A 19,976-nucleotide genomic window follows, 5' to 3' on the forward strand; every position below is an offset into this window, starting at 1 on the left:
TTTGCACCTGTAACATGTTCAGCATATAAGTAACAAATAAAACAGAACATAATGAATACAACAAAAAGTTCAAGCCATACGACTGCCAAAGGACAATCGCAGGGCAACAGCAACAACAAAGAAAAAAAATCAGCTCCAGCAACTGCTAAAAGCGCTTCTGCGTCTAAGAGTTCACAAAATGGAAGTTCCGAAAAAACCAAAGCTGAGCTCTTGGAAATGGCAAAGAAAATGGATATCACAGGACGTCATGATATGACAAAAGATGAACTTATTAAAGCCATCGACAAACAGGGCAAAAAATAGACCCGTTTTTAACGGATAGGTTCGGCCACTATAAAAAAGACCCGCAGCAGATGCGGGTCTTTTTTATTTCTTTTTTCCATTTTGGTCCCGACAACGCGGTTTTCATTCTTTGTAGCCATATTCATCTATTGTTGTTGTTCAATTAATGTAAAAGCATATGATGAAAACCAAATCGGACAAGGCCCGCGGTATTTTTTGTATTGGTTTTCTCGATAAGTTTTTGTCGATGTCCTTCTACGGTACGTTTGCTTAAAAAAATACGGTCAGCAATCTCACCATTGGTATATCCCTCAGCGATTAGTTCCAAAACGTGCAATTCCCGTTCTGAAATATCATATTTTAACAAAATACGGTTTAGGTCCAGGGCCCTGCCCGCATAGTTTTTATACTCATTAAGACAGGAAACACTTAAGGAACCACTGATATATTTTTCTCCTTTAGCAACTTGCCGAATGCCAAAAAGTACCTCATCACAACTACTATCCTTCACTAAATAGCCATCTGCTCCGGCACGCAATGCATTTGCCGCTATATGTTTGTCATTTTCCATCGTCAACGCAAGGATTTTTATATCGGGGTATTTCTGTTTGGCAAATTCAATGAGGGCTATCCCTCCCATTTCGCCCATATTAATATCAGTAAGGATCATATCCGGTCGATGATGGATTTTTAAAACATCCAAGGCTGCCTCAGCACTTTCAACATCAGCCAAAACAGCGATATCATCTTGCGTTTCTAAAATCAGCCGAAAACCACATCTTACCAAATGATGGTCGTCGACAAGCAATATCTGAATCATATCTATCTGTTTAATGAACTTATGTACTCATAGGAACAGTACTCAATTGAAAAAAGTTTTTTACAATTTAATTTATCTAAAAACAAATAATATAATGTTTGATTTCTTTTTCTATCATAATAGCTAATTTAAAATCCGAAATCCTTTTGACCTGAGCTTTGTTCTTCGGCTGAGTGTATGCAGCGGCATGCCATCATTAAACAATAAATAATATGAAAAACCCAACAAAATTAATTACCGTCGGTCTAATTTGCTTAGCAACCTATAAATGTAATGGCGTTAAAACTGATGATTAAAAATCAAAGGAACTGATGCGGGACTCCGTTCCCAACGATACCACGACGATACAATATCGCGATACCACATCTGCAGAATCCCGTGGAGAAATCCCGCCAACACCACAACCCGATACATCAACAAAAAAGTAAAACGAATATAACTTGGCTATTGTTCTTTGCTTAATAATAGCATAATTATGAAATCCACCCGTCGAGAGATGGCTGGAGATTAGATTTATTGTAGAGAGCTAGGCAATGTTAACATTGCCTAGCTTTTTTTTGAATTTATTCGAAAGTCAGATTGATTTTCGAAAACCCCAATCCCTGTAAGAGCGGTTTAAACACGGTGGTTGCGTTGGCCTTGGTTTGCTGCAGAATATCTGATTTCTTAACATCATCAGCAACAGCTTTTTCCGCAGCTTTGTAAGCTTCATCCACAAGCTCTGCTTCGCGCAAGAAAGCCATTTTGGTATCATAGACTTTGGATGCTTCATGATCGATCTTAATGTAGCAGATTTCTGGAGCCGGCAATTTGATGGAAACCGAATCCCCTACCACCTTGATATCTTCCGGACTAAGTTTTGTAAGGTTCACACAGCCTACTGCATCTGCTTTGACAATTAACAATACACTTGCATCCGGTAAAAACGTATTCACGTTTTTATGCTCCACCACATCGCTGTATCGATATTTGACCAATTCCAGTTTTCCCATTGCTTCAATACGATCCACCAACAACTGATGTTTGCTTTCCACCGTCGGTCCGCTGTTATATTTTTTATACACGAACCAAGCGCCCACTGCCAAAATGGCTACGATAATTAAAAATTTTAAAAATTTTCCCATAAAATATAGTATACAAATTAAAGACCAAGCTGCTTTTTTAGGCATTTAACCTGAAAATATTACCTAAATATTATTCTCCAGGGTCGCTAAACGGGCATGCTTGAAAATTATACCTTTTGATAGACAATTGTTTAGTCAAAAAGTTTAAAAAACATTTGGAACATATAAGCTATAATACTACTTTTGTGACATCAAAATCACGGTAGGTATAGCTCAGTTGGTTAGAGCACTAGATTGTGGTTCTAGGGGTCGTCGGTTCGAGCCCGATTACTTACCCAAAAGGCAGATCAAATGATCTGCCTTTTTTGTTTTCTTATAACTCCTTGTTAATCTAATCTATTAGAAAAAAAGGAGCTGACCTATACGGTTCGATGTAGTAAGTTTTTGTAAGTAGATCATTCAGGAAAAATAAAGGGCTACATTATTGGACATTAAATATTATCCTAAGATCATTAAACACATGACTAAAGAGTCCGGTCATTGATCAATGCTGTTTCAGAAAATGATCTGACGAATTCAATTGCATTTATTAAACTGGTCAAGCTTTCATACTTTAGGCCACTACCTATGATCTGGCCATTAGTCCCTGTTAACTCAAAATAGAGTTTTCCACTGATGGCTCTACACTTAATTTTAGTATCATCTTTTGCATTTCTACGGATGGAAGCAATGCTATTTAAACAATTTTCTTTAGTTATATAACATTCACTATTTAAAATTACCTGTCCATTGTCTGCGATTAATTGAAACTGATATTCGCCATATTTCGTTAATGTAATCTCAAATATTCCCATACGTCAGTGCTATTTTACTCTTATTGTATCTTAAATTATTCCCCTTATCCAATTTGAAAAAAGTTATACTGTCCAAGGGAATTCATTATAAAACATAAAAAATCCCACTCATACAGATACGGTGGGATTTTTAGCAGTCTATTTGACGGATTCTTTGGGAACCGGAACTAGGCAAATTAAATGTTATAGCTAATAATTTTGCCATATCGTAATAAGAACAAAGCTAATTCATTAGTCCTTTCTTTCATTATCCTAATCATTCCATTTGTTTACAAATTTATTTATCAACTAGGCTAGTATTTTTTTTCATCTGATCAGTCTTCAAAAACAATAAAAAATGATTTGAATTCATTTTCTATTGTTTTTTATTCTAAGGCAACAAATAGTATAAGTAAAAATTTAAATCGCGCAAGGAATAAACCAAATTATCCAATCTATAAAATGATATACACTATACTTTTGACACTCATATATTAACAGCATACATATTACTTAAATCTTCTCTAAAAGGAAAGCTGAACTAAATTCCGAGGATCTACGTCGGAAAAATCGAAATGGAGCATTATATTGCGGCAAGATCATCCAACATTAACACAATAGAATCTGTCAATATCAAAAAGGATAGACTACAAATTAATTAAATATTGCAGTGCTAAAGGAATAAATGAACATATATTATTGGGTAAAGAAACTTACCCACTCCGGCGGAACTTGACGGATTCTTGGAGACCGAAGCGAGGTAAGTATATCTTTTGTAGATGTAGTTTTTGTTACATTACAAATGTAATCTATTGAAGCATAAAACATGTTGCCATAATCATTCCTTCCGTTTACAAATTCAACTATTTTATAATTTTTCAAGACTCGTTTACCCTTTATTACCCCGTGACGGTGGGAAAAATACGTTTTAAGCATCTTTTTCAGATAACAACAACACAATACACATGAAAGGTGCTATCTCTACAAACTATTAACGCCACATAAACCCGCCAATACGGAAAAAACGGAGCAACTTGTTGATCATGGTCAAAGCAGGTTTCTTAATCTTCCATTTTAATCCATCGAATCCTGTGGGAGCCGCATTGAAATCTTTCACTGTCGCCGCTCCTGTCTTCATATGTATCGGCGCTTCATCCCTTCGATGCTTCTCCACGACCAAGATGCTATCATAATAGTGTAGGGAACTTACCGAACGCGTAAATCCATTGACCTTCAGTCCACGTTGTTCGGAATGGTAAGCATTGATGTAATCAATAAAATTTTTACTGTATTCAATAAAAGTACCATTCCTTTTATGGCCACCACCATAAAATACCTGATAAGATGTATGTAAATCTTCGCAAAGGTAAACGCCATTATCTTTCACATGATCAAAAAGCTCCTCAAATGTCACAATCTGTTGTATCATCGTATGGCCGCCATCATCGATCAATATATCGATCGGCGGAATGGATTCTTTTACCTGGCGTAGGAACTTCCGTTCCGACTGTGAACCAATAAATATCTCTACATTCTCTTCTTCGAGTTCCTTACAGTGCGGATTGATGTCGATACCGTAAATTTTCGCACGATCACCAAAATAGTTCTTCCACATCTGAAGACTTCCGCCCTGAAAAACCCCAACTTCCAACACCACGATCTCTTTGCCTTTGAAACGACTAAAATGTCTGTCGTATACATCGAAATAATGCATCCATTTATTGATTAGCTTCGCATCATTATTTCGGAAATAAGTTTCTAACTCGTTCATGTCCTTCGGTCTATTTTAAGGGGTTCTGGTTTTTTATGCTTTGAATTTATTGAAATATAACGAAAAAAGCAACGATATATTTTTGTTTCAGCAGAATTTTAAAATTTAAATTTTACAACATTTAAATTATTTTCCTACATTTACATAACTGGTTATATAATTACTTATAATACAATGAAACTATTTGAAAAAACAGGAAAAATAGCATTAGGAAGCAGATTGCGCTACATGGCTTCAAATATCACGGAAGAGGCCGCCCGATTACATGAGCTTTATCAGATTGATTTTGCGCCCAAGTGGTTTCCCGTTTTCTTTATCTTGTCTGAGGGTGATTCAAAAACAATTACCGATATAGCAACAGAGATTGGCCACTCCCAGCCATCAGTCACTAAAATCGTTAAAGAAATGATCAACGCAGGTCTTGTAGAGGATAACCTTCGCTCTGTGGATAAACGGCGAAATATGGTTGGATTGACCGATAAAGGAAAAATGCTTTGGGAAAGAATGAAAATTCAATGCATCGATATCGATCGCGCCATAGATGGGATTATCCAGGAAGCCACGCACAATCTATGGGAAGCTTTAGCTGAATGGGAATTTCTCCTTGAACAAAAATCCTTGTTGAAACGCGTTCAGGAACAAAAGAAAATGCGTGAAAGTAAGGATGTCAACATTGTTCCATACAATTCAACATACCGCCTGGCATTTAAGTCTTTGAATGAGGAATGGATTTCTACCTATTTTGAAATGGAAGAAACTGACCATAAAGCACTTGACAATCCAGAGGAGTATATTTTGGCAAAAGGGGGTAAAATTATGGTTGCTCTTTATAACGATGAACCTGTAGGTGTATGCTCACTTATTAAAATGAATCATCCCGATTTTGACTATGAATTGGCAAAAATGGCGGTATCCCCAACAGTGCAAGGCAAAAGTATAGGCTACCTTTTGGGAAGAGCAATTATTGAAGAAGCAAAAACCTTAGGGGCATCAAAACTGTTTCTCGAGAGCAACACCATTTTGAAACCTGCAATCAATCTCTATTACAAGTTGGGTTTCCAAAAGATTAGCGGCTATCCAAGTCCTTATCAACGATGTAATATCCAGATGGAACTGGATTTAAAAAAATAGCCTTGAGCAGTAGAAACATAAACTGGAATAAGCTAAATCAGATAAGCGAATGAATGCTTCCCCAAAAAAGGGAAGCATTTTTGTTTAACTAATTTTTCAAATAAAAGGTGATACTTTTCGCTAAATTGGTACATGTCTATAAATGATATTGCTATGCAACAATTGATCAATTCAAATCGAACAATAGACCGACAGGTGCTCTTTATGAACTTGTATAAAAGTACATTTCCCATCGTGGCTAAGTATATCAGTCGCATGGGAGGTAATTTGGATGAAGCCAAAGATGTATTTCAGGACGCTTTGCTGGTGTATTATGAAAAGATTCTTTTAACAGCAGCACCACTAAACAACGATATTGGCTATTTGGTTGGAACAGCCAAAAATCTATGGTTAAAACGGTATGGTCAATCCAGTCCAAACCTTCCCCTGGATCAAGTGGATATTGCTTTGACAACCGAAGAGTCTCCTTCTAGCACAAGGCTGTTTCGTTTTTTGGAGACTGCTGGGCGTAAATGTTTAGAACTCTTGAAAAGCTTCTATTATGATCAAATGTCACTGCAGGAAATTGCAGATGAATATGGCTATTCGGGAACAAGGAGCGCCACTGTACAGAAATTTAAATGCCTAGAGAAAGTTAGAGAATCCGTTAAACAAAAATCCCTGGTTTATGATGACTTCATGGAATGAAACTCAGCAGATAGAAGCGTTTATCTTTGGAATAGCGGAGCCGGAAGATGCACTGCTTTTTGAAGCGAAATTGGTGTTGGACGAAGAGTTGGCACACAAGGTTATTGCGCAACAAAAAGCTTATGCAGCTATTCGGCAATTCGGGCGCAAACAAGTGAAAATGGAAATTGAAGCCATAACGCAGGCATTATTTACGCATCCTGAACATGTCTCTTTTAGAAAAAAAATAATAAAGCTATTTAGCAAATCCTAAATTCCTAATATCATGACGATTGACAAAAATGAATTCCGCAAATTTGCGGTAGGGCATTGTTATGTCCAAAAAGATCTGGTGGATCATTATATTTCAGGCATCGAGCAGTCGCGCATTCCGTTGGCCATGACGCCATATATCACCGAAGAACGCGAATTGCGCGTATCACAAATGGACGTATTTTCCAGATTGATGATTGACCGTATTATCTTTATGGGTGCTCCCGTAGAATCCAACATCGCCAATATCGTACAAGCCCAACTGTTATTCCTTCAATCTGTCGATCCAAAAAAAGATATACAACTGTATATCAACTCTCCCGGAGGCGAAGTGTATGCCGGATTAGGTATTTATGATACAATGCAATTGATCAGCCCGGATGTTGCAACGATCTGCACTGGTATGGCACTCTCCTTTGGTGCGATATTACTCTGCGGCGGTGCTGCCGGCAAACGTAGCGCGCTGGAACACGCACGGGTGATGCTTCATCAGCCACTTGGCGGTGTTCAAGGCCAGGCTTCGGACATCGAAATTACAGCCAATCAAGTGCTGAAAATCAAGAAAGAGCTGTATGATATTATTGCCAAACACAGTGGACAGAGCTATCAACGCGTACATGATGTCAGCGACCGGGATCACTGGATGGTTGCTGCAGAAGCAAAAGAATTTGGAATTATTGACGACGTACTAATCTAGCAAGGATAAGTAAATTTATTGACAGTTTCAATCGGGCTATTGACAGACTATTGTCAATGGCCCTTTTAACTTTGTCATCAATAAATTTATATCAGCATGAAACTAACATCCATTCGACTGATTGCAAATGACATTCAGCAGTCCGTCAGATTCTATGAAGAAATACTGGGGCTCGCCGCTCAATGGTTTACACCAGATTTTGCCGAGCTTTCCACCAGTTCGATTACCATAGCTATAGGAAGTACTCGTACGATGCAAATGTTTAGCGACAGCCCCATTATCTTTGGTAACATGGCCCCTATTATTATTGAATTTTTAGTGGAAAATGTAGATCATGAATATATTCGGATCAAAAATAGTGCTTCAAAAATCATTCAGGAGCCGACAACAATGCCTTGGGGTAATCGCTCATTGCTTTTTTGTGATCCCGATGGTAACATGCTTAACTTTTTCACTCCGCTGAGCTCTGAGGCGATCAAAAAATTTGGCGTAGAAGCCACGAACTAATCCGCTCACATGACAAGATACTAAAGTCTAAAAATTAGTATCTTGTCTTCCTTAATCGATATTTAACAGCTATTTCTTCAACTCATGGCCCTAATTAAAGATATATATACACCGGAATTTTATCAGTTTATTGCCGATCAGTTCCACCGCGTTGACAACAGTTTTAACAGAGAACAGTTTATCAAACGCGTTTTTTCAGGCAGTTTTCATGAAATGGAATGGAAACAGCGTACAAAACATAGCACAGCGGCCTTACATGAATTTATGCCGGCATCCTTTCCCGAAGCAGCGGCCTTACTAACACAAGTGGTGGAACATCTCCTAGAAACGAAGCATCGGGGAGGCCTTGAATATGTTATTTTTCCGGACTATATCGAAACTTACGGCATCGGAGATTTTGAAACAGCTGTGCAGTCATTTGAAATCGTCACGAGATTCATAACCTGCGAATTTGCCGTCCGTCCATTTATTATCAACTATGGATCTCGTATGATCGCGGAAATGGAAAGATGGTCCAAAAGCCCACATCCTCAAGTTCGACGCCTCGCAAGTGAAGGATCTAGGCCCCGACTCCCCTGGGCGATGGCAATTCCAGCGTTGAAAAACGACCCTTCCCCTATCCTGCCTATCCTCCAAAACCTCCATAATGACCCATCCGAGAGCGTCAGAAGAAGTGTGGCCAACAATCTCAACGATATTGCCAAAGATCATCCCCATCTCGTTCTGACCATTGCCCAGCAGTGGAATGGCATCAGTAAAAATACAGATGCCATCATCAAACATGGCTGCCGTACCTTACTCAAACAAGGACATCCAGCGATTCTAAGCTTTTATGGACTGGATAGTAGTGATTTTCATATTAGGAATCTCAGTATCCATACACCGGCAGTTAAAATAGGTGAACACCTTATTTTTTCCTTTGAAATTGAGAATGGAAGCAGCAGCGCCAGATCACTACGTCTGGAGTATGGGTTGTATTATCAAAAGTCAAATGGTCAGCTATCTCGAAAGGTATTTAAAATTAGTGAACGAATCTATCAGGGAACTGAAATAAACCGTATCGAGCGAAAGCAATCTTTCAAATTGATTACTACCCGTAAATTCTATGCAGGGAAACATAAAATTTCAATTATCGTCAATGGGCAAGAAACAGTTCAACAGGAATTTGAGCTATTGCACATTTAACGGGAAATAAGAAACAAACGAAGGGCTTTCGTGTTCTACTAGAAACAACAGGATATACGCTGGACAGGTTTTTCCCAGCGTATATAAGGTAAGTTCTTATGTTAATATGAGGTGTCTGTTATGAAGAAAATTCTCTTAATCCTTTTTGTCTTACTTATCCTATTTATCATTGGGCTTTTAATTAGAACGCTGACTTACCCGTTTACGCGTGTCAAAAAATCTGCTGCAACGCCTGTGCAGCCAGCGGTCAATGATAGCCTTGTTGCCCGATTTGCCGGCGGCATCAAAATAGCCACAATCTCTATTGGCGACTCGACATTATTTAATCATGTTCCTTTTGAAGAACTTAATAGTTACATCAGGCACAATTTTCCACTGATCTATCGCTCTCTGGAAACCTATACGGTCAATGGCCACGCGCTGGTCATTCGACTCAAGGGAAGCGACAATAGCTTGCTTCCGCTAGTCTTTCTTTCGCATATGGATGTTGTTCCTCCCGGTTCAGCTGCTATAAAAAACAACGATTCAACGCTATTTCAGCCTAGAGACCAGGCAATACCGCCTGTTAGCGAAATAGCCGAAGAATGGGACTATGCACCTTTTTCGGGGGCAGTAGCCAACGGCCGCATTTATGGCCGCGGAAGCTTAGATATGAAAGGCATGCTCTTCTCCTTACTTGAAGCTACGGAACAGTTGGTTCGAGAACAGGTACAGCCCAAGCGGGATATCTACCTCGCTTTTGGTTTTGATGAAGAAGTTGGTGGCGTACGCGGCGCAGCTAAAATAGCAGACTACTTCAAAGAAAAAGGCCTTAAATTCGAAGCCGTTTATGACGAGGGTGGTCTCATTCTGGAAAAGGGCTCGGTCAAGGGAATCAGCTCCGATGTAGCATTGATCGGTTGTGCGGAGAAGGGATTTTTATCCCTGAAAATAAAGGTTAAAGGTCTTGGTGGGCACTCTTCGATGCCACCAACAACGAGTGCAATTGGTAAAGCGGCAGTCATCATGCAGCGCTTAGAAAATCACCAGATGAAAGCACAGATCGGCCCTATTATCCAAAACTTCTTTCAACAGGTTGGTGGTAGTATGCCTTTTGCCTCCCGCTTTGCGATCGCTAATCGCTGGATTATGGAACCTTTACTTCTGGCTCAACTAACGAAAAACCATTCGACTAATGCCCTCGTGCGAACAACTACGGCACTGACGATGATGAAGGGCAGCGATGCCCCCAATGTACTTTCACCTGAAGTTGAATTTGTCGTCAATTTTAGGCTATTGCCTGAAAACACCATACAGGAAGTTCGGGATCATGTCGAGCAGGCTACAAGCGGGTTTGATGTTGAGATCGAACAGGTCGACAATGCCCGAGAAGCATCCAAAGTCTCACCAACAGACGTTAAAGCGTATAAGATGATGGAAGCTTCTATCCGCAGACTATACCCTGATCTTATTGTTACGCCTTACCTGACCGTTGGCGGAACAGACGCTATCAAATACCAAAATCTCAGTGATCATATTTATCGCTTTATGCCCATTAAAATTAATCACGCTGAACAGCAGAGTATGCATAGTACCAATGAATACATCAGCATTGAAAACTACCTGAAGATGATAGACTATTTTTATTACATTATGCGTCACTACGACGATGAAACTAGTGCCAAAACGGACTAGCTTGCTAAAGGTTATATTGCTCCATTTCCATTTTTACAAAATGTACAAATGCCGAAGGTGGCATTCCGGTAACGGTTTTAAAGGAAGAAGAGAATTTACTTAATGATGCAAAGCCACACATATCTGCAAGATAGGATAATTTAAAATCCAGGAGCTCCGGAGAAGTACGGATCTTATCCACAATATAATCAATCCGCCTTGTCTGGAGATAATCGTAAAAGTCTTTGCCTTTGAACTTTTGGATGATATAGGTTACATAACGGCTGTTCGTTCCCATGCTGGCTGCAAGCTGGCTCAGTGTAACTCCCTTTTCCAGATAAAATAACTCGGCTTCTTTTTTGAGCAGGAACTGATATAATCGGTCTTCCGTTTCTTTAGACATATTAACCTCTTTCGCTTTGATATTGCCCGGATTTTCTACGCGCTCATTTAGCAGAAGTTCGGGCTTGATCTGCGGGCTGCCAATAACCATTTTTGCAGGTTGTTTTTCCATTAGATCAACATACTTTTTTCGATAATTCCGTTGTTTTTCATAAAAAAACAAGATCACGCCAGTCGCCAAAAGTAAGATCACAGTGATACCGCCCAATGCGAAGATTAACCTATTCCTATAAAAAAACTTTCTTTCATTGAGGTTTTCTATGAGATCATCGGAAATACTCTTCGCTACATTGTCTCTTTTCTCCTTGAGGTCAATAAAAAGGGAACGATATTGAAGTGACTTTTTTTCATCTATACTTTCCTTATAATATTTTGACAACGTTTCGTAGGTTAACATGCTTAGTTCCTCTACGCTACCATTTTCGAGATAAGGTTGTACCAAATCCAGGTATTTCTTTGCGTTTTTCAGATCATTGCGTGCAAGTGCCACTTCGGCCTGAGCACGATAGATATACGGTTTGAGATTACTTTCAACCGTTTTAATTTTATCGAAGGAAGAGTTCAAAAAAGAATCTGCAGCCGCCAAATCGCCTAAATTCAAGGCACAAATTCCCATAAGCTGATCATTTGTAGCTTTAATGAGCAATGCCTTTTTATCATCATTGGCATTGTGTTGAATATAGGATGAAGCCTTAACCACATATGCTTTGGCATCCAAATAATTACCCTGGGCAAAACTATGAAATGCTCTTTCATGTAAAATATTGATACGTGTAAGCATTTTCATGATCGGATCAGTTTGATTTTCATTGGAAACTTCAGCTTTTCTCAAAAAACTCTCGGATGCTTTCAGTAGGCCCAATTGACGGAACGAGGTTGCCAGTGAGCCCGAGGTCGTTGCCTGCCAGGAAAAGTTCATGGTTGCATTGGAGATTGTATCCGCGCGCATAGCACTTTGAATACTCTGTTTCATATCACCTTTATTTTCATAAAGCTTAGACCACAACATATAAACTTTAATTTTCTGTTCATCGGTATTAGCGACATGTCGCAAAGAGTCTGCAACGCGTTCCGCCTCCTTTATGTCAATGGCTACCAAAGATACAACAACATCCAGGTAACGTTTGTTGAACTGATCCTCCTTTAATTTCTGGCCGTAACTATGCTGTAGCAAAACGAGAAATAATAAAAAAACAAAAATAAATGGCTTCATCATAAACCTATACAGCAGTAAAATATTCGTAAAACTTATATTCTAATCCAAAACAAAAAACCACGACAGCAGTAGTGTCAATAGTCCTCCGAGTAACGCAGCCAAGAACACATCTTTGGTCTGCCATTGTCTTTTTTGCACTAACTTTTTTACATCTTTCCTCACGACATATTCATTGTAATCGTAGTATGCGCGTAGATTATTGGAATCAATAACAACTTCGATCGTACGCTCTATTTCCCGTTCCAAATGTATAAGGGCCAATTGTGAGGAAAGATAACCGATCTCATTGTCGGCGACTTCACGCAATTGCAAAAAATCCTCGAGTGCCTTATCCAGATCCTCTGATAATAGTAACTCATTATTTGGGCAATATTTTCCAAGTGCCGTGGCTAACCTTTTCTCCAATTCAATCAAGGCCACCAGCAATTCTTTCGGCTCGTATATTACAGTATCCATATATTAGATAAATAACCATATAGGCAAACCTATCATCGGCGCTAAATATCCTATTTTAAATTTGTGTTAAAAATGACAACTATCATCTCGAAAATGACTGACATCACTAACGTATTATAAACTAATAATTAACAGGAATTACATCTCCCAAGATATAGCCCAGAGCTATTTGTCATGAATGCTCTTATTAAAATCTTCATCCATAAAATATCCCTTATTATTTTCTGCACCGTCTACGAGGGTTTTCAATCCACCCTGCGCCCGGATCTCTTCACTATAGAGCTCTTCATAATCTTTCGTATACATCGCATTTGGCACCACATTGATATCAAATATTATTTCGCGAATGGGTGATTTCTCAAAATTTCCGTATAACGTAATATAATGTTTGACGTAACCCACATTTTTTGCGCTATTGTAACTGAATGTCAATAAGCGTTCCTTACCTGGGGGGATGGAAAATGCCCCTAGCCCTTCTTCAACTTTCAGGCAGCCACAGGAAGTAATGATATCAGTGATCATCATCGGATTCTTACCTGTATTTTTCAAGTTGAAAGAAAGATCTTTTTCCTGGCCGGCTAGCAATGGATAATAGTGCCGCTCATTATCTTCAATTTCTATACTGGTCTTGCGGTTTGCGATATCCATACATGACCCCAATAGCAGCATAGCAGCTGCGAAAATTGCATTTTTAATATATCCGTATCTCATCACAGGCAATTACTGATTTTTTAATATCCTTACTCTTGTATATTCTTAGTTGAACCGTTCCATTTTTCTCCAGTTCGACCTCCCTTTCCAACACAGCAACTCCCGATTGTAATTCAAAATCATTTGCCGTATAAGTTGCTACTTTGCGGCCATTGTAAAAGAATTCAACATGATCTGGCACTAGCATTCGATGCTTGGCATGCACCAGGCAACGTAGTGTAAATCTCTTTTTCTGCTCGGACTCATTATGAAAGATACCGTCAACTACGATATCTTCACCCGCTAGGAACCAGCCCTGATTAAAATCACTGGCAAAACCGTCTAACCCATCACTTAATAAGTAACTATCTTCAAAACTTTGCTTCGATATCAACCCTGTTGCTTGTGCTTGCGCAAAGTCATTCCGCTTGAAGGAATTTTCCTCAAACGCTTTCCAGTCCTGGATATACCTATGAATTGCTCCATCCTCTTCCTTGTAGTTCTTCAGGTCAGCATAGGTTGTATAGGCAGACAGTCTATCCAGTGCCTCTTCTTTGTTATCGCTATTGGTTTCCAACTTTGGCGTCCTTTTCATATCGTCCTGCATTCTTCCTGCGCTGGCATACTGAATTTGAAGTTTGGTATAAGCCAATGCCGTTAATAATTTGTCGATTTTCTCCCGTTCATTACCCACGGTGAACTTATTCAATTGGATCAATTTCTCATAGAAATGAAAAAACTCTTCCTGGTCAATATACGTCCGTAAAGCCTCGCGAAAGGAGGAGTAAACATCCGTTGGGTGGTTTCTTTTAAGGGCGCTACGCTCCAGTCCAATTAAGTAATTTGACAGCAATTTTCCAGTATTTGGATAAAACCGTTGCAAGTAGTTTGTTATCAATTGCGGCACTTCCAACGATGGGTCGATCATTAAGGCGGCAAATACATAAGTTTTGACATCTTCGAACGAGCTATAATCATAGCCACTACCATTTAGAAATAGCCCATCAATTCCAAGGCTATTAAAAAAAGGTAGCTGTTTCTTTACACGCTCCATGACCGGAAATGGCGTGAGATAGTCGTCAAAATTTGAAACATAATCCCAACTGTACAGATCCCTCACCTTTGTTTTCCAATTGTTCGCTAGCATTGAAAAACTAGACACAGCAACCGAATTCAAATCGAGAAATGCAGTTTTTGGCAAATCGATCGTGCTAACAAATGCACCGATATTCTCCATTAACATTCTTTTCGGCGCTTCGGCAGTGGATCGATAAGCGAGGGTAAAAAAATGGTGTTTTGGAAATTCCTGTGCCAGCCGATTAAGCAGATCGCCAACTGCTGCAGTGGCACTGGTTTTCGTATTCCCCTTTTTTTGGCAGTCGTTACAAGTACAAACCAAGTCATTGTCATTTGGAGCTATCATAAAATGGGTTGGTGCCTTTGTTCCATCTCCATATTGATCTCTTATATATGAACTTATCGCATTGTAGGTTTCCTGTGCTGAAAAACAATACTGCTCATTTATTCTCTTTCCGTCTACGAATGCATAGGAATTGGTCGGTATGCTATTTCCAAAAACGCGTTTTAGATTATGCCCCCAAATTCCCCAGTCCCGATCTGTAGCTTTGGTCAACAGTATCCCGGCATAGTCCGCGTCCAGATTTGATGGTAAATGAGGCTCGCGGTATTGCATCGAAAAATGCCCTTTATGACTGTTAAAATTTAGGTAGTTGGGTGGCAGGTCAGCGACATCCAACTGATGGAAATTTGAGAAATGATCAATTAAAAGATAGGAAATCCAACATAGTGTAGCATACTCGCGTCCAAAGATAGAAAGCCGATCTTTTTCATTACGGATTTCATAATCGGAATCCAAATCCGAAACAAGCTCCAGGTACACCGTGTTTGCTCCCTGAAGATTGATCTGATCCGAACGTTTTACCTGAAAGGCCGTTCTATTTTGAATGCGTTTTTTTAGGTGATAGTATAAATAATCTGCCGCATTACGACTGCTTTTATCACCATTGGATGCTATGGTGAGCTGTGGCGACTCAAACTTGAATGTACTCGCCTCACCCGCACAGCTTAACAGCAAAATTTGTAAAATAAATAATATGGCGACCTTAAAAAGATACATTTAACTGAAGATATAGATTATATAAATTTCGGTAAGTACTGTTGTCCAACTCTTTTCCTGTTTGGAAATTATACCAGGTACCAATTGCGCTCACGCCAATATTACGGCTGATAGATCGTCCTAATCCTGCTCCTACCATCGCATTGAAGACATTAAAACTATTATAGAATTGATTGTCCAACAAGTCAATATCGGGGGAGTTACCAATACTTCCCATGGCTAATACATAGTTTTTGGGATTCATAAAGTACTGCGCTTTTCCCATTAGACTATAGAGATATCGCCCTTGACCAGCGCTATTCAGATAGAAATTGCTCAACTTGGCATTAAGGCGAAAATCCTCGATTTCCTTGCTGATTCCGAGATTCAGATTAAACAGATTTTGCTTGGTATAGAAACTCCGAAAACCCAATCCCGCCTCGGCTTCCCAAGAGGGTTTCCAGGTATAAATTGCGGTTGCATTCAAGGCAATTTTAGCAAAATACTTATTGGCCCAAGCGACATCCATGCGACTAGACAAATCTGCTGTCCATGGTCTTGCCCATTCAAATTGTCCCTGAACTCCCTTGCCTTCAGCACGACCAGCATAATTTACCCGCCCCGTGTAAGTGCTTCCGTATGCATTTAGTCGGGTATAATCGACTGTAGAGATCGTTGAAATGGCATAGTCATCACCAAACCTAGCCCTTAAATGCGATACTGAAACCGTATTATGAAAAGATTTTTGCCCCAGATAATTGAGATGGCTTTTGAAATCATCCAATTCCAGCAGTGAGGGTTCATAAAATTTCTGATAATAGTATGCCGAATCGTAATTTCTTAGTCCCTCGTAAGCTAGGCCTTTCATATATTTCAGCACCTTGTTGTCTTTGTAGTGCAATGCAGTGTCGATGACGGTCAAGGCCATCTCATGCTCCTTTCCCTTTAGCAAGCGTCCGGCGTATTCCTCTGTCGTATTTGTGAAAGTATTTACCAAAGGTATGTGGAAGGGATTGAGTTTTACCTGGCTATGTAAAAGCGCCCAAGAGTCCGCAAGTTTTTCTACCTTATGTGTCATTGCTTCGGCGAGTTTTATCTTAAACGCGACATCATCGGCATATTGTCCTTCGGCAATCTGTGCATAACGCAACATGGCATCGTTGTCTTTCAGCTGATAACAGATATTGATCATATAAAGCAGTGCATCTTGATTATATTGATCAACGGTGAGCCACCTGTCGACAGACTGTTGCGCTTCAGTGAGTTTATACGCTTCAAGTAGGTTTTTGACGCGTGGTATCATGATGTCACTATAGCCGCTCAACAAACGCTGACGCTCTTCCTCATTCGCTCTACCCAACACCTGTTCGTAAATCAAAAGCGCTTGATCGTAGCGTCCCTGCTTATTGTACAGATCCGATTTCTTTAACAGCAGTGTTGCATCGCCTGGCTCGTCAAGGAGAATATCGTCCAAAACAACAATCGCCTCCTGATACCGACCTTCTGTCACATAAGCATTGTACAATCCCTGTTGCGCTATCGCTATCGATGCATCATCCCCATAACGTATGACATCTTTCCAATCACTAATGGCTACCCCAATTTTTCCATCCTGAAAACTCGTTTTCGCCTGCTGTAAAGTGAGCGTGACATAGGATTCACGGAGATCGGTATCTCCGGGATATTTTGCAAAATAGGTTTTCGTCAAAGTTGATACTTTGGCTTGATTACCCATACGCTTGTACACCGTCAATTCTCTCATGTCTAACTCCTTACTCCCGCCTACACTACGACGATGTTTAGTTAAAGCAACAATAGCACCTTCATACTGCTCTTTTGCTATTAGGTCATTATACACATAATCAAAAGCCTCCTTATTTCCAGGTGCGCCATCAAATATTTTTCCGTATAAGCTCGCAGGGTCATTATTTTTAGCATTTCGTGCCGCTTCAAGCAAAAAATAATTGTATTGCGATCGCAAACTGCCACTACCACCATGTTTAAGTTGATCATCCAAAAATGTCAGGATTTCAGGATACCGTTGTTGATGCTCTAATATTGCAATCTTCTTCTGCACAAAAGCAGCATCTCGGGGAAACTGATTTAGTGCCCTTTCGGTGTAGACCAGTGCATTATTAAAATCGCCCGCCTTGATATAGTTATCGATAATCGAAAAGTAACTATCCTGTTTTCGAGGTTGATCTTCGATCAATTTTTTGCCCATTTCAATGGATTGATCAAGCTTGCCTGATTTTTTAATTTCTGCGCTACGTTTCTCCAGGAGATAATTCTGATCCGATTTAAGTTCGGTATCCTCTGGATAAATCTGGGCGATACGCTTCAATAAGCGATCTGCCTCGACCTGGTTGCCCATGGTCCGGTACAATTCAATTTTCTTGCGCCACAAGCCTTTCCAATAAGGATTAACCTCCAATAGTTCATTGATATAACAGATCGCGCTCGAATAGCGCTGTGTTTCGGTCTCCACAGCAACAAGCATATGCTTGGACTCCACATTTGCGGGAGCATATTCAAGTGATTTTACAAGCTCATATCGCGCTTTATCGTACTGTTGCCGATGAAGATAATATTTCCCGAGCAGCATCCGCATATCGGAATCTTTGGGATTTTTTTGAAGAAATTCATCGACTTTTTTCTTTCCTTCCTCCCACTTTCCCTGGCTATAGAGTTCATTAATTTCGTTGGCATCTTTATTTCGTTCAATTGTCGTTCCGGCCCTTTGGGCATAGCTGGGATTTGCCAGCAGTAAAGCGCCAGAAATTCCTATAAAAAGACTGGCGTATGTAAACTTCTTAAACATTGTTATTGGCAGCGTTAACATTTTTTGAAGGCGAAAACCCTTGACGGGTCATCTGTCCCCATTTGAAATTTCGTTTAGTTAAATATTGAATGTATCCTCTAAGGGTAAAAACCACGACCAAAGGATGGTATATAATAGCTTCAAATGCCGAAAACAGCACGAGCTTGAGGTATTCCCAAAAGTTTTTGTAAAGCTTATTCAATACCAGATCATACGATACGGTAATGATAGATACAGAGAGACCAATGAGGTATGCATAAAGCAACATCATCCAAAATGTATCAAAATTGACCTGATGCGTAAACAATAAAAACAACAGGAATAAAAATCCAGTAAACTCGATTATTGGAGCCAGAAATTCAAAAAAGACAATGTAAGGCATCACAAGCAATCCAAGCCGGCCATAGTCCTTGTTTAAGAAGAATTTCCGATGATCGATAATGAATTGCAGCATACCACGTCCCCATCGGGTACGCTGCCTATTCAGCACTTTTATATTTGGTGGTCCTTCTGTCCAACAGAGACTATATGGGCATTGTGCAATCTTGTATTTCTTTCGGTTTTCCCGCATATAGGCTACCATCCGCACCGTCATATCCATATCTTCGGCATGAGAAGCCGAATCAAAGCCGCCTGCAGAGGTCACCACTTGAGTATCAAAGAGACCAAACCCGCCGGATACGTTTGGAATAGCATTGAGCATCGACCAGCCCATTTTGGCTACCAGATAAGATCGGAGATATTCTGTTTCCTGAAAAAGAGGAATAAGGCCTTTTGGTGGTCTTACACGTGTAATTTGTCCTTTGTCTATCGAACAGCTATTCACCATACGCATGGTCGCTCCGACTGCAATCACATGCTGTTCACTATCCAATACAGGCAAAATAATTTTGCTCAGGGTATCCTTGGCAAGAATACAATCAACATCGGTATTGATAAAATAGGCGTATTGAGCCATATTAACACCTGCATTCATTGCATCCGCCTTTGTTCCACCATTCTCCTTATCGACCACAATGAGCTTACTAAAAGCCGGGTTTTTGGATCGTAATATGCGATGAACAGGCCTACAGTATACTTTATAGACATAATAATAAGGAACTTCTTCTAGTTCAAATTCGTCTATTAAAATCGCTAGGGTCTTGTCTTTACTACCATCGTTAACAATAATTACTTCAAAGGTTGGATAATCGAGATTTAAAAGAGAGTTGACACTATCAGAGATAATCACTTCTTCATTGAATGCTGGCGCAACAATAGATATTCCTGGCGCCTCTTTCGGAAAGTTTTTTAGATAATGTTCGTCTCTTTTTGTGTAAGAATAACGATAATGTATCGTTTTAAAATAGCTCATTACGAGCAATGCTATATAGAAAATAGCAAGTGTAGTTGC

Annotated in this window: 18 protein-coding genes and 1 tRNA gene; 9 read left to right on the forward strand and 10 right to left on the reverse strand. The window is 39.6% G+C overall.

Annotated features, from left to right (window positions below; genetic code table 11):
* Positions 1-51 precede the first annotated feature (51 nt).
* Entirely contained in the window at positions 52-303 is a 252-nt protein-coding gene (locus GVK91_RS02845) for a Rho termination factor N-terminal domain-containing protein (RefSeq protein ID WP_153845964.1), read from the forward strand.
* Between the two features lie 142 nt (positions 304-445).
* On the opposite strand, the gene GVK91_RS02850 is transcribed toward GVK91_RS02845, so the two are convergent.
* Entirely contained in the window at positions 446-1,102 is a 657-nt protein-coding gene (locus GVK91_RS02850; RefSeq protein ID WP_159726802.1) for a response regulator transcription factor, read from the reverse strand.
* A gap of 563 nt (positions 1,103-1,665) precedes the next feature.
* A complete protein-coding gene (locus GVK91_RS02855; protein WP_153845962.1) occupies positions 1,666-2,226 on the reverse strand; it encodes a DUF4230 domain-containing protein in 561 nt (186 codons plus the stop codon).
* 202 nt (positions 2,227-2,428) lie between these two features.
* Here GVK91_RS02855 and GVK91_RS02860 point away from each other — a divergent pair.
* Positions 2,429-2,502: transfer RNA gene (locus GVK91_RS02860), tRNA-His, on the forward strand.
* 188 nt (positions 2,503-2,690) lie between these two features.
* On the opposite strand, the gene GVK91_RS02865 is transcribed toward GVK91_RS02860, so the two are convergent.
* Together GVK91_RS02865 and GVK91_RS02870 are read right to left on the reverse strand one after the other, a co-directional pair.
* A complete protein-coding gene (locus GVK91_RS02865; RefSeq protein ID WP_159726804.1) occupies positions 2,691-3,020 on the reverse strand; it encodes a YegP family protein in 330 nt (109 codons plus the stop codon).
* A gap of 970 nt (positions 3,021-3,990) precedes the next feature.
* Complete coding sequence (locus GVK91_RS02870) at positions 3,991-4,770, reverse strand: class I SAM-dependent methyltransferase (protein WP_159726806.1); 780 nt, start codon at positions 4,768-4,770, stop codon at positions 3,991-3,993.
* A 174-nt stretch (positions 4,771-4,944) separates the two neighbouring features.
* On the opposite strand from GVK91_RS02870, the gene GVK91_RS02875 reads away from it, so the two are divergent.
* The 7 genes from GVK91_RS02875 to GVK91_RS02905 all read left to right on the forward strand — a co-directional run bounded on the left by GVK91_RS02875 (position 4,945) and on the right by GVK91_RS02905 (position 10,903).
* The gene (locus GVK91_RS02875; RefSeq protein ID WP_159726808.1) at positions 4,945-5,901 is read left to right on the forward strand and encodes a helix-turn-helix domain-containing GNAT family N-acetyltransferase; all 957 of its coding nucleotides are present in this window, start codon (positions 4,945-4,947) and stop codon (positions 5,899-5,901) included.
* Between the two features lie 153 nt (positions 5,902-6,054).
* Positions 6,055-6,588, forward strand: a complete 534-nt coding sequence (locus tag GVK91_RS02880; protein WP_159726810.1) for an RNA polymerase sigma factor — start codon at positions 6,055-6,057, stop codon at positions 6,586-6,588.
* Positions 6,569-6,841: a hypothetical protein gene (locus GVK91_RS02885; RefSeq protein ID WP_159726812.1), complete on the forward strand. Its 273-nt coding sequence runs from the start codon at positions 6,569-6,571 to the stop codon at positions 6,839-6,841. Before GVK91_RS02880 ends, GVK91_RS02885 begins: the two co-directional genes overlap by 20 nt.
* 12 nt (positions 6,842-6,853) lie before the next feature.
* Positions 6,854-7,537 carry an ATP-dependent Clp protease proteolytic subunit gene (locus GVK91_RS02890; protein WP_153845956.1) on the forward strand — a complete coding sequence of 228 codons (684 nt, stop codon included), beginning with the start codon at positions 6,854-6,856 and terminating at the stop codon, positions 7,535-7,537.
* Between the two features lie 96 nt (positions 7,538-7,633).
* A complete protein-coding gene (locus tag GVK91_RS02895) occupies positions 7,634-8,044 on the forward strand; it encodes a glyoxalase/bleomycin resistance/extradiol dioxygenase family protein (protein WP_159726814.1) in 411 nt (136 codons plus the stop codon).
* 84 nt (positions 8,045-8,128) lie between these two features.
* On the forward strand, positions 8,129-9,229 hold the full coding sequence (locus GVK91_RS02900) for a DNA alkylation repair protein (RefSeq protein WP_159726816.1): 1,101 nt from the start codon (positions 8,129-8,131) through the stop codon (positions 9,227-9,229).
* Positions 9,230-9,349: 120 nt separating this feature from the next.
* Positions 9,350-10,903: a M20/M25/M40 family metallo-hydrolase gene (locus tag GVK91_RS02905; RefSeq protein WP_159726818.1), complete on the forward strand. Its 1,554-nt coding sequence runs from the start codon at positions 9,350-9,352 to the stop codon at positions 10,901-10,903.
* 4 nt (positions 10,904-10,907) lie between these two features.
* On the opposite strand, the gene GVK91_RS02910 is transcribed toward GVK91_RS02905, so the two are convergent.
* The 6 genes from GVK91_RS02910 to GVK91_RS02935 form a co-directional block, all read right to left on the reverse strand.
* Positions 10,908-12,500: an AraC family transcriptional regulator gene (locus GVK91_RS02910; RefSeq protein ID WP_159726820.1), complete on the reverse strand. Its 1,593-nt coding sequence runs from the start codon at positions 12,498-12,500 to the stop codon at positions 10,908-10,910.
* Between the two features lie 39 nt (positions 12,501-12,539).
* Positions 12,540-12,956 (reverse strand): hypothetical protein, encoded by a 417-nt coding sequence (locus tag GVK91_RS02915; protein WP_153845952.1) that lies wholly within the window; start codon positions 12,954-12,956, stop codon positions 12,540-12,542.
* Positions 12,957-13,121: 165 nt separating this feature from the next.
* Positions 13,122-13,667: a DUF1573 domain-containing protein gene (locus GVK91_RS02920; protein ID WP_200845523.1), complete on the reverse strand. Its 546-nt coding sequence runs from the start codon at positions 13,665-13,667 to the stop codon at positions 13,122-13,124.
* On the reverse strand, positions 13,648-15,783 hold the full coding sequence (locus GVK91_RS02925) for a DUF4838 domain-containing protein (protein ID WP_153845951.1): 2,136 nt from the start codon (positions 15,781-15,783) through the stop codon (positions 13,648-13,650). The genes GVK91_RS02920 and GVK91_RS02925 overlap by 20 nt, the downstream gene beginning before the upstream one ends.
* Entirely contained in the window at positions 15,770-18,583 is a 2,814-nt protein-coding gene (locus tag GVK91_RS02930; protein WP_159726822.1) for a tetratricopeptide repeat protein, read from the reverse strand. The genes GVK91_RS02925 and GVK91_RS02930 overlap by 14 nt, the downstream gene beginning before the upstream one ends.
* On the reverse strand, positions 18,576-19,937 hold the full coding sequence (locus tag GVK91_RS02935; RefSeq protein WP_202883772.1) for a glycosyltransferase family 2 protein: 1,362 nt from the start codon (positions 19,935-19,937) through the stop codon (positions 18,576-18,578). The genes GVK91_RS02930 and GVK91_RS02935 overlap by 8 nt, the downstream gene beginning before the upstream one ends.
* Between the last annotated feature and the right edge of the window lie 39 nt (positions 19,938-19,976).

It is taken from the genome of Sphingobacterium sp. 18053 (assembly GCF_902706145.1).
Lineage (GTDB): Bacteria > Bacteroidota > Bacteroidia > Sphingobacteriales > Sphingobacteriaceae > Sphingobacterium > Sphingobacterium paramultivorum.

Excerpts from the sequence above, each read along its gene's own strand:
- GVK91_RS02845 (WP_153845964.1), top strand. The coding sequence starts at position 52 with ATGAATACAACAAAAAGTTCAAGCCATACGACTGCCAAAGGACAATCG.
- GVK91_RS02850 (WP_159726802.1), bottom strand. The coding sequence starts at position 1,102 with ATGATTCAGATATTGCTTGTCGACGACCATCATTTGGTAAGATGTGGT.
- GVK91_RS02855 (WP_153845962.1), bottom strand. The coding sequence starts at position 2,226 with ATGGGAAAATTTTTAAAATTTTTAATTATCGTAGCCATTTTGGCAGTG.
- GVK91_RS02865 (WP_159726804.1), bottom strand. The coding sequence starts at position 3,020 with ATGGGAATATTTGAGATTACATTAACGAAATATGGCGAATATCAGTTT.
- GVK91_RS02870 (WP_159726806.1), bottom strand. The coding sequence starts at position 4,770 with ATGAACGAGTTAGAAACTTATTTCCGAAATAATGATGCGAAGCTAATC.
- GVK91_RS02875 (WP_159726808.1), top strand. The coding sequence starts at position 4,945 with ATGAAACTATTTGAAAAAACAGGAAAAATAGCATTAGGAAGCAGATTG.
- GVK91_RS02880 (WP_159726810.1), top strand. The coding sequence starts at position 6,055 with ATGCAACAATTGATCAATTCAAATCGAACAATAGACCGACAGGTGCTC.
- GVK91_RS02885 (WP_159726812.1), top strand. The coding sequence starts at position 6,569 with ATGATGACTTCATGGAATGAAACTCAGCAGATAGAAGCGTTTATCTTT.
- GVK91_RS02890 (WP_153845956.1), top strand. The coding sequence starts at position 6,854 with ATGACGATTGACAAAAATGAATTCCGCAAATTTGCGGTAGGGCATTGT.
- GVK91_RS02895 (WP_159726814.1), top strand. The coding sequence starts at position 7,634 with ATGAAACTAACATCCATTCGACTGATTGCAAATGACATTCAGCAGTCC.
- GVK91_RS02900 (WP_159726816.1), top strand. The coding sequence starts at position 8,129 with ATGGCCCTAATTAAAGATATATATACACCGGAATTTTATCAGTTTATT.
- GVK91_RS02905 (WP_159726818.1), top strand. The coding sequence starts at position 9,350 with ATGAAGAAAATTCTCTTAATCCTTTTTGTCTTACTTATCCTATTTATC.
- GVK91_RS02910 (WP_159726820.1), bottom strand. The coding sequence starts at position 12,500 with ATGATGAAGCCATTTATTTTTGTTTTTTTATTATTTCTCGTTTTGCTA.
- GVK91_RS02915 (WP_153845952.1), bottom strand. The coding sequence starts at position 12,956 with ATGGATACTGTAATATACGAGCCGAAAGAATTGCTGGTGGCCTTGATT.
- GVK91_RS02920 (WP_200845523.1), bottom strand. The coding sequence starts at position 13,667 with ATGAGATACGGATATATTAAAAATGCAATTTTCGCAGCTGCTATGCTG.
- GVK91_RS02925 (WP_153845951.1), bottom strand. The coding sequence starts at position 15,783 with ATGTATCTTTTTAAGGTCGCCATATTATTTATTTTACAAATTTTGCTG.
- GVK91_RS02930 (WP_159726822.1), bottom strand. The coding sequence starts at position 18,583 with ATGTTTAAGAAGTTTACATACGCCAGTCTTTTTATAGGAATTTCTGGC.
- GVK91_RS02935 (WP_202883772.1), bottom strand. The coding sequence starts at position 19,937 with ATGAGCTATTTTAAAACGATACATTATCGTTATTCTTACACAAAAAGA.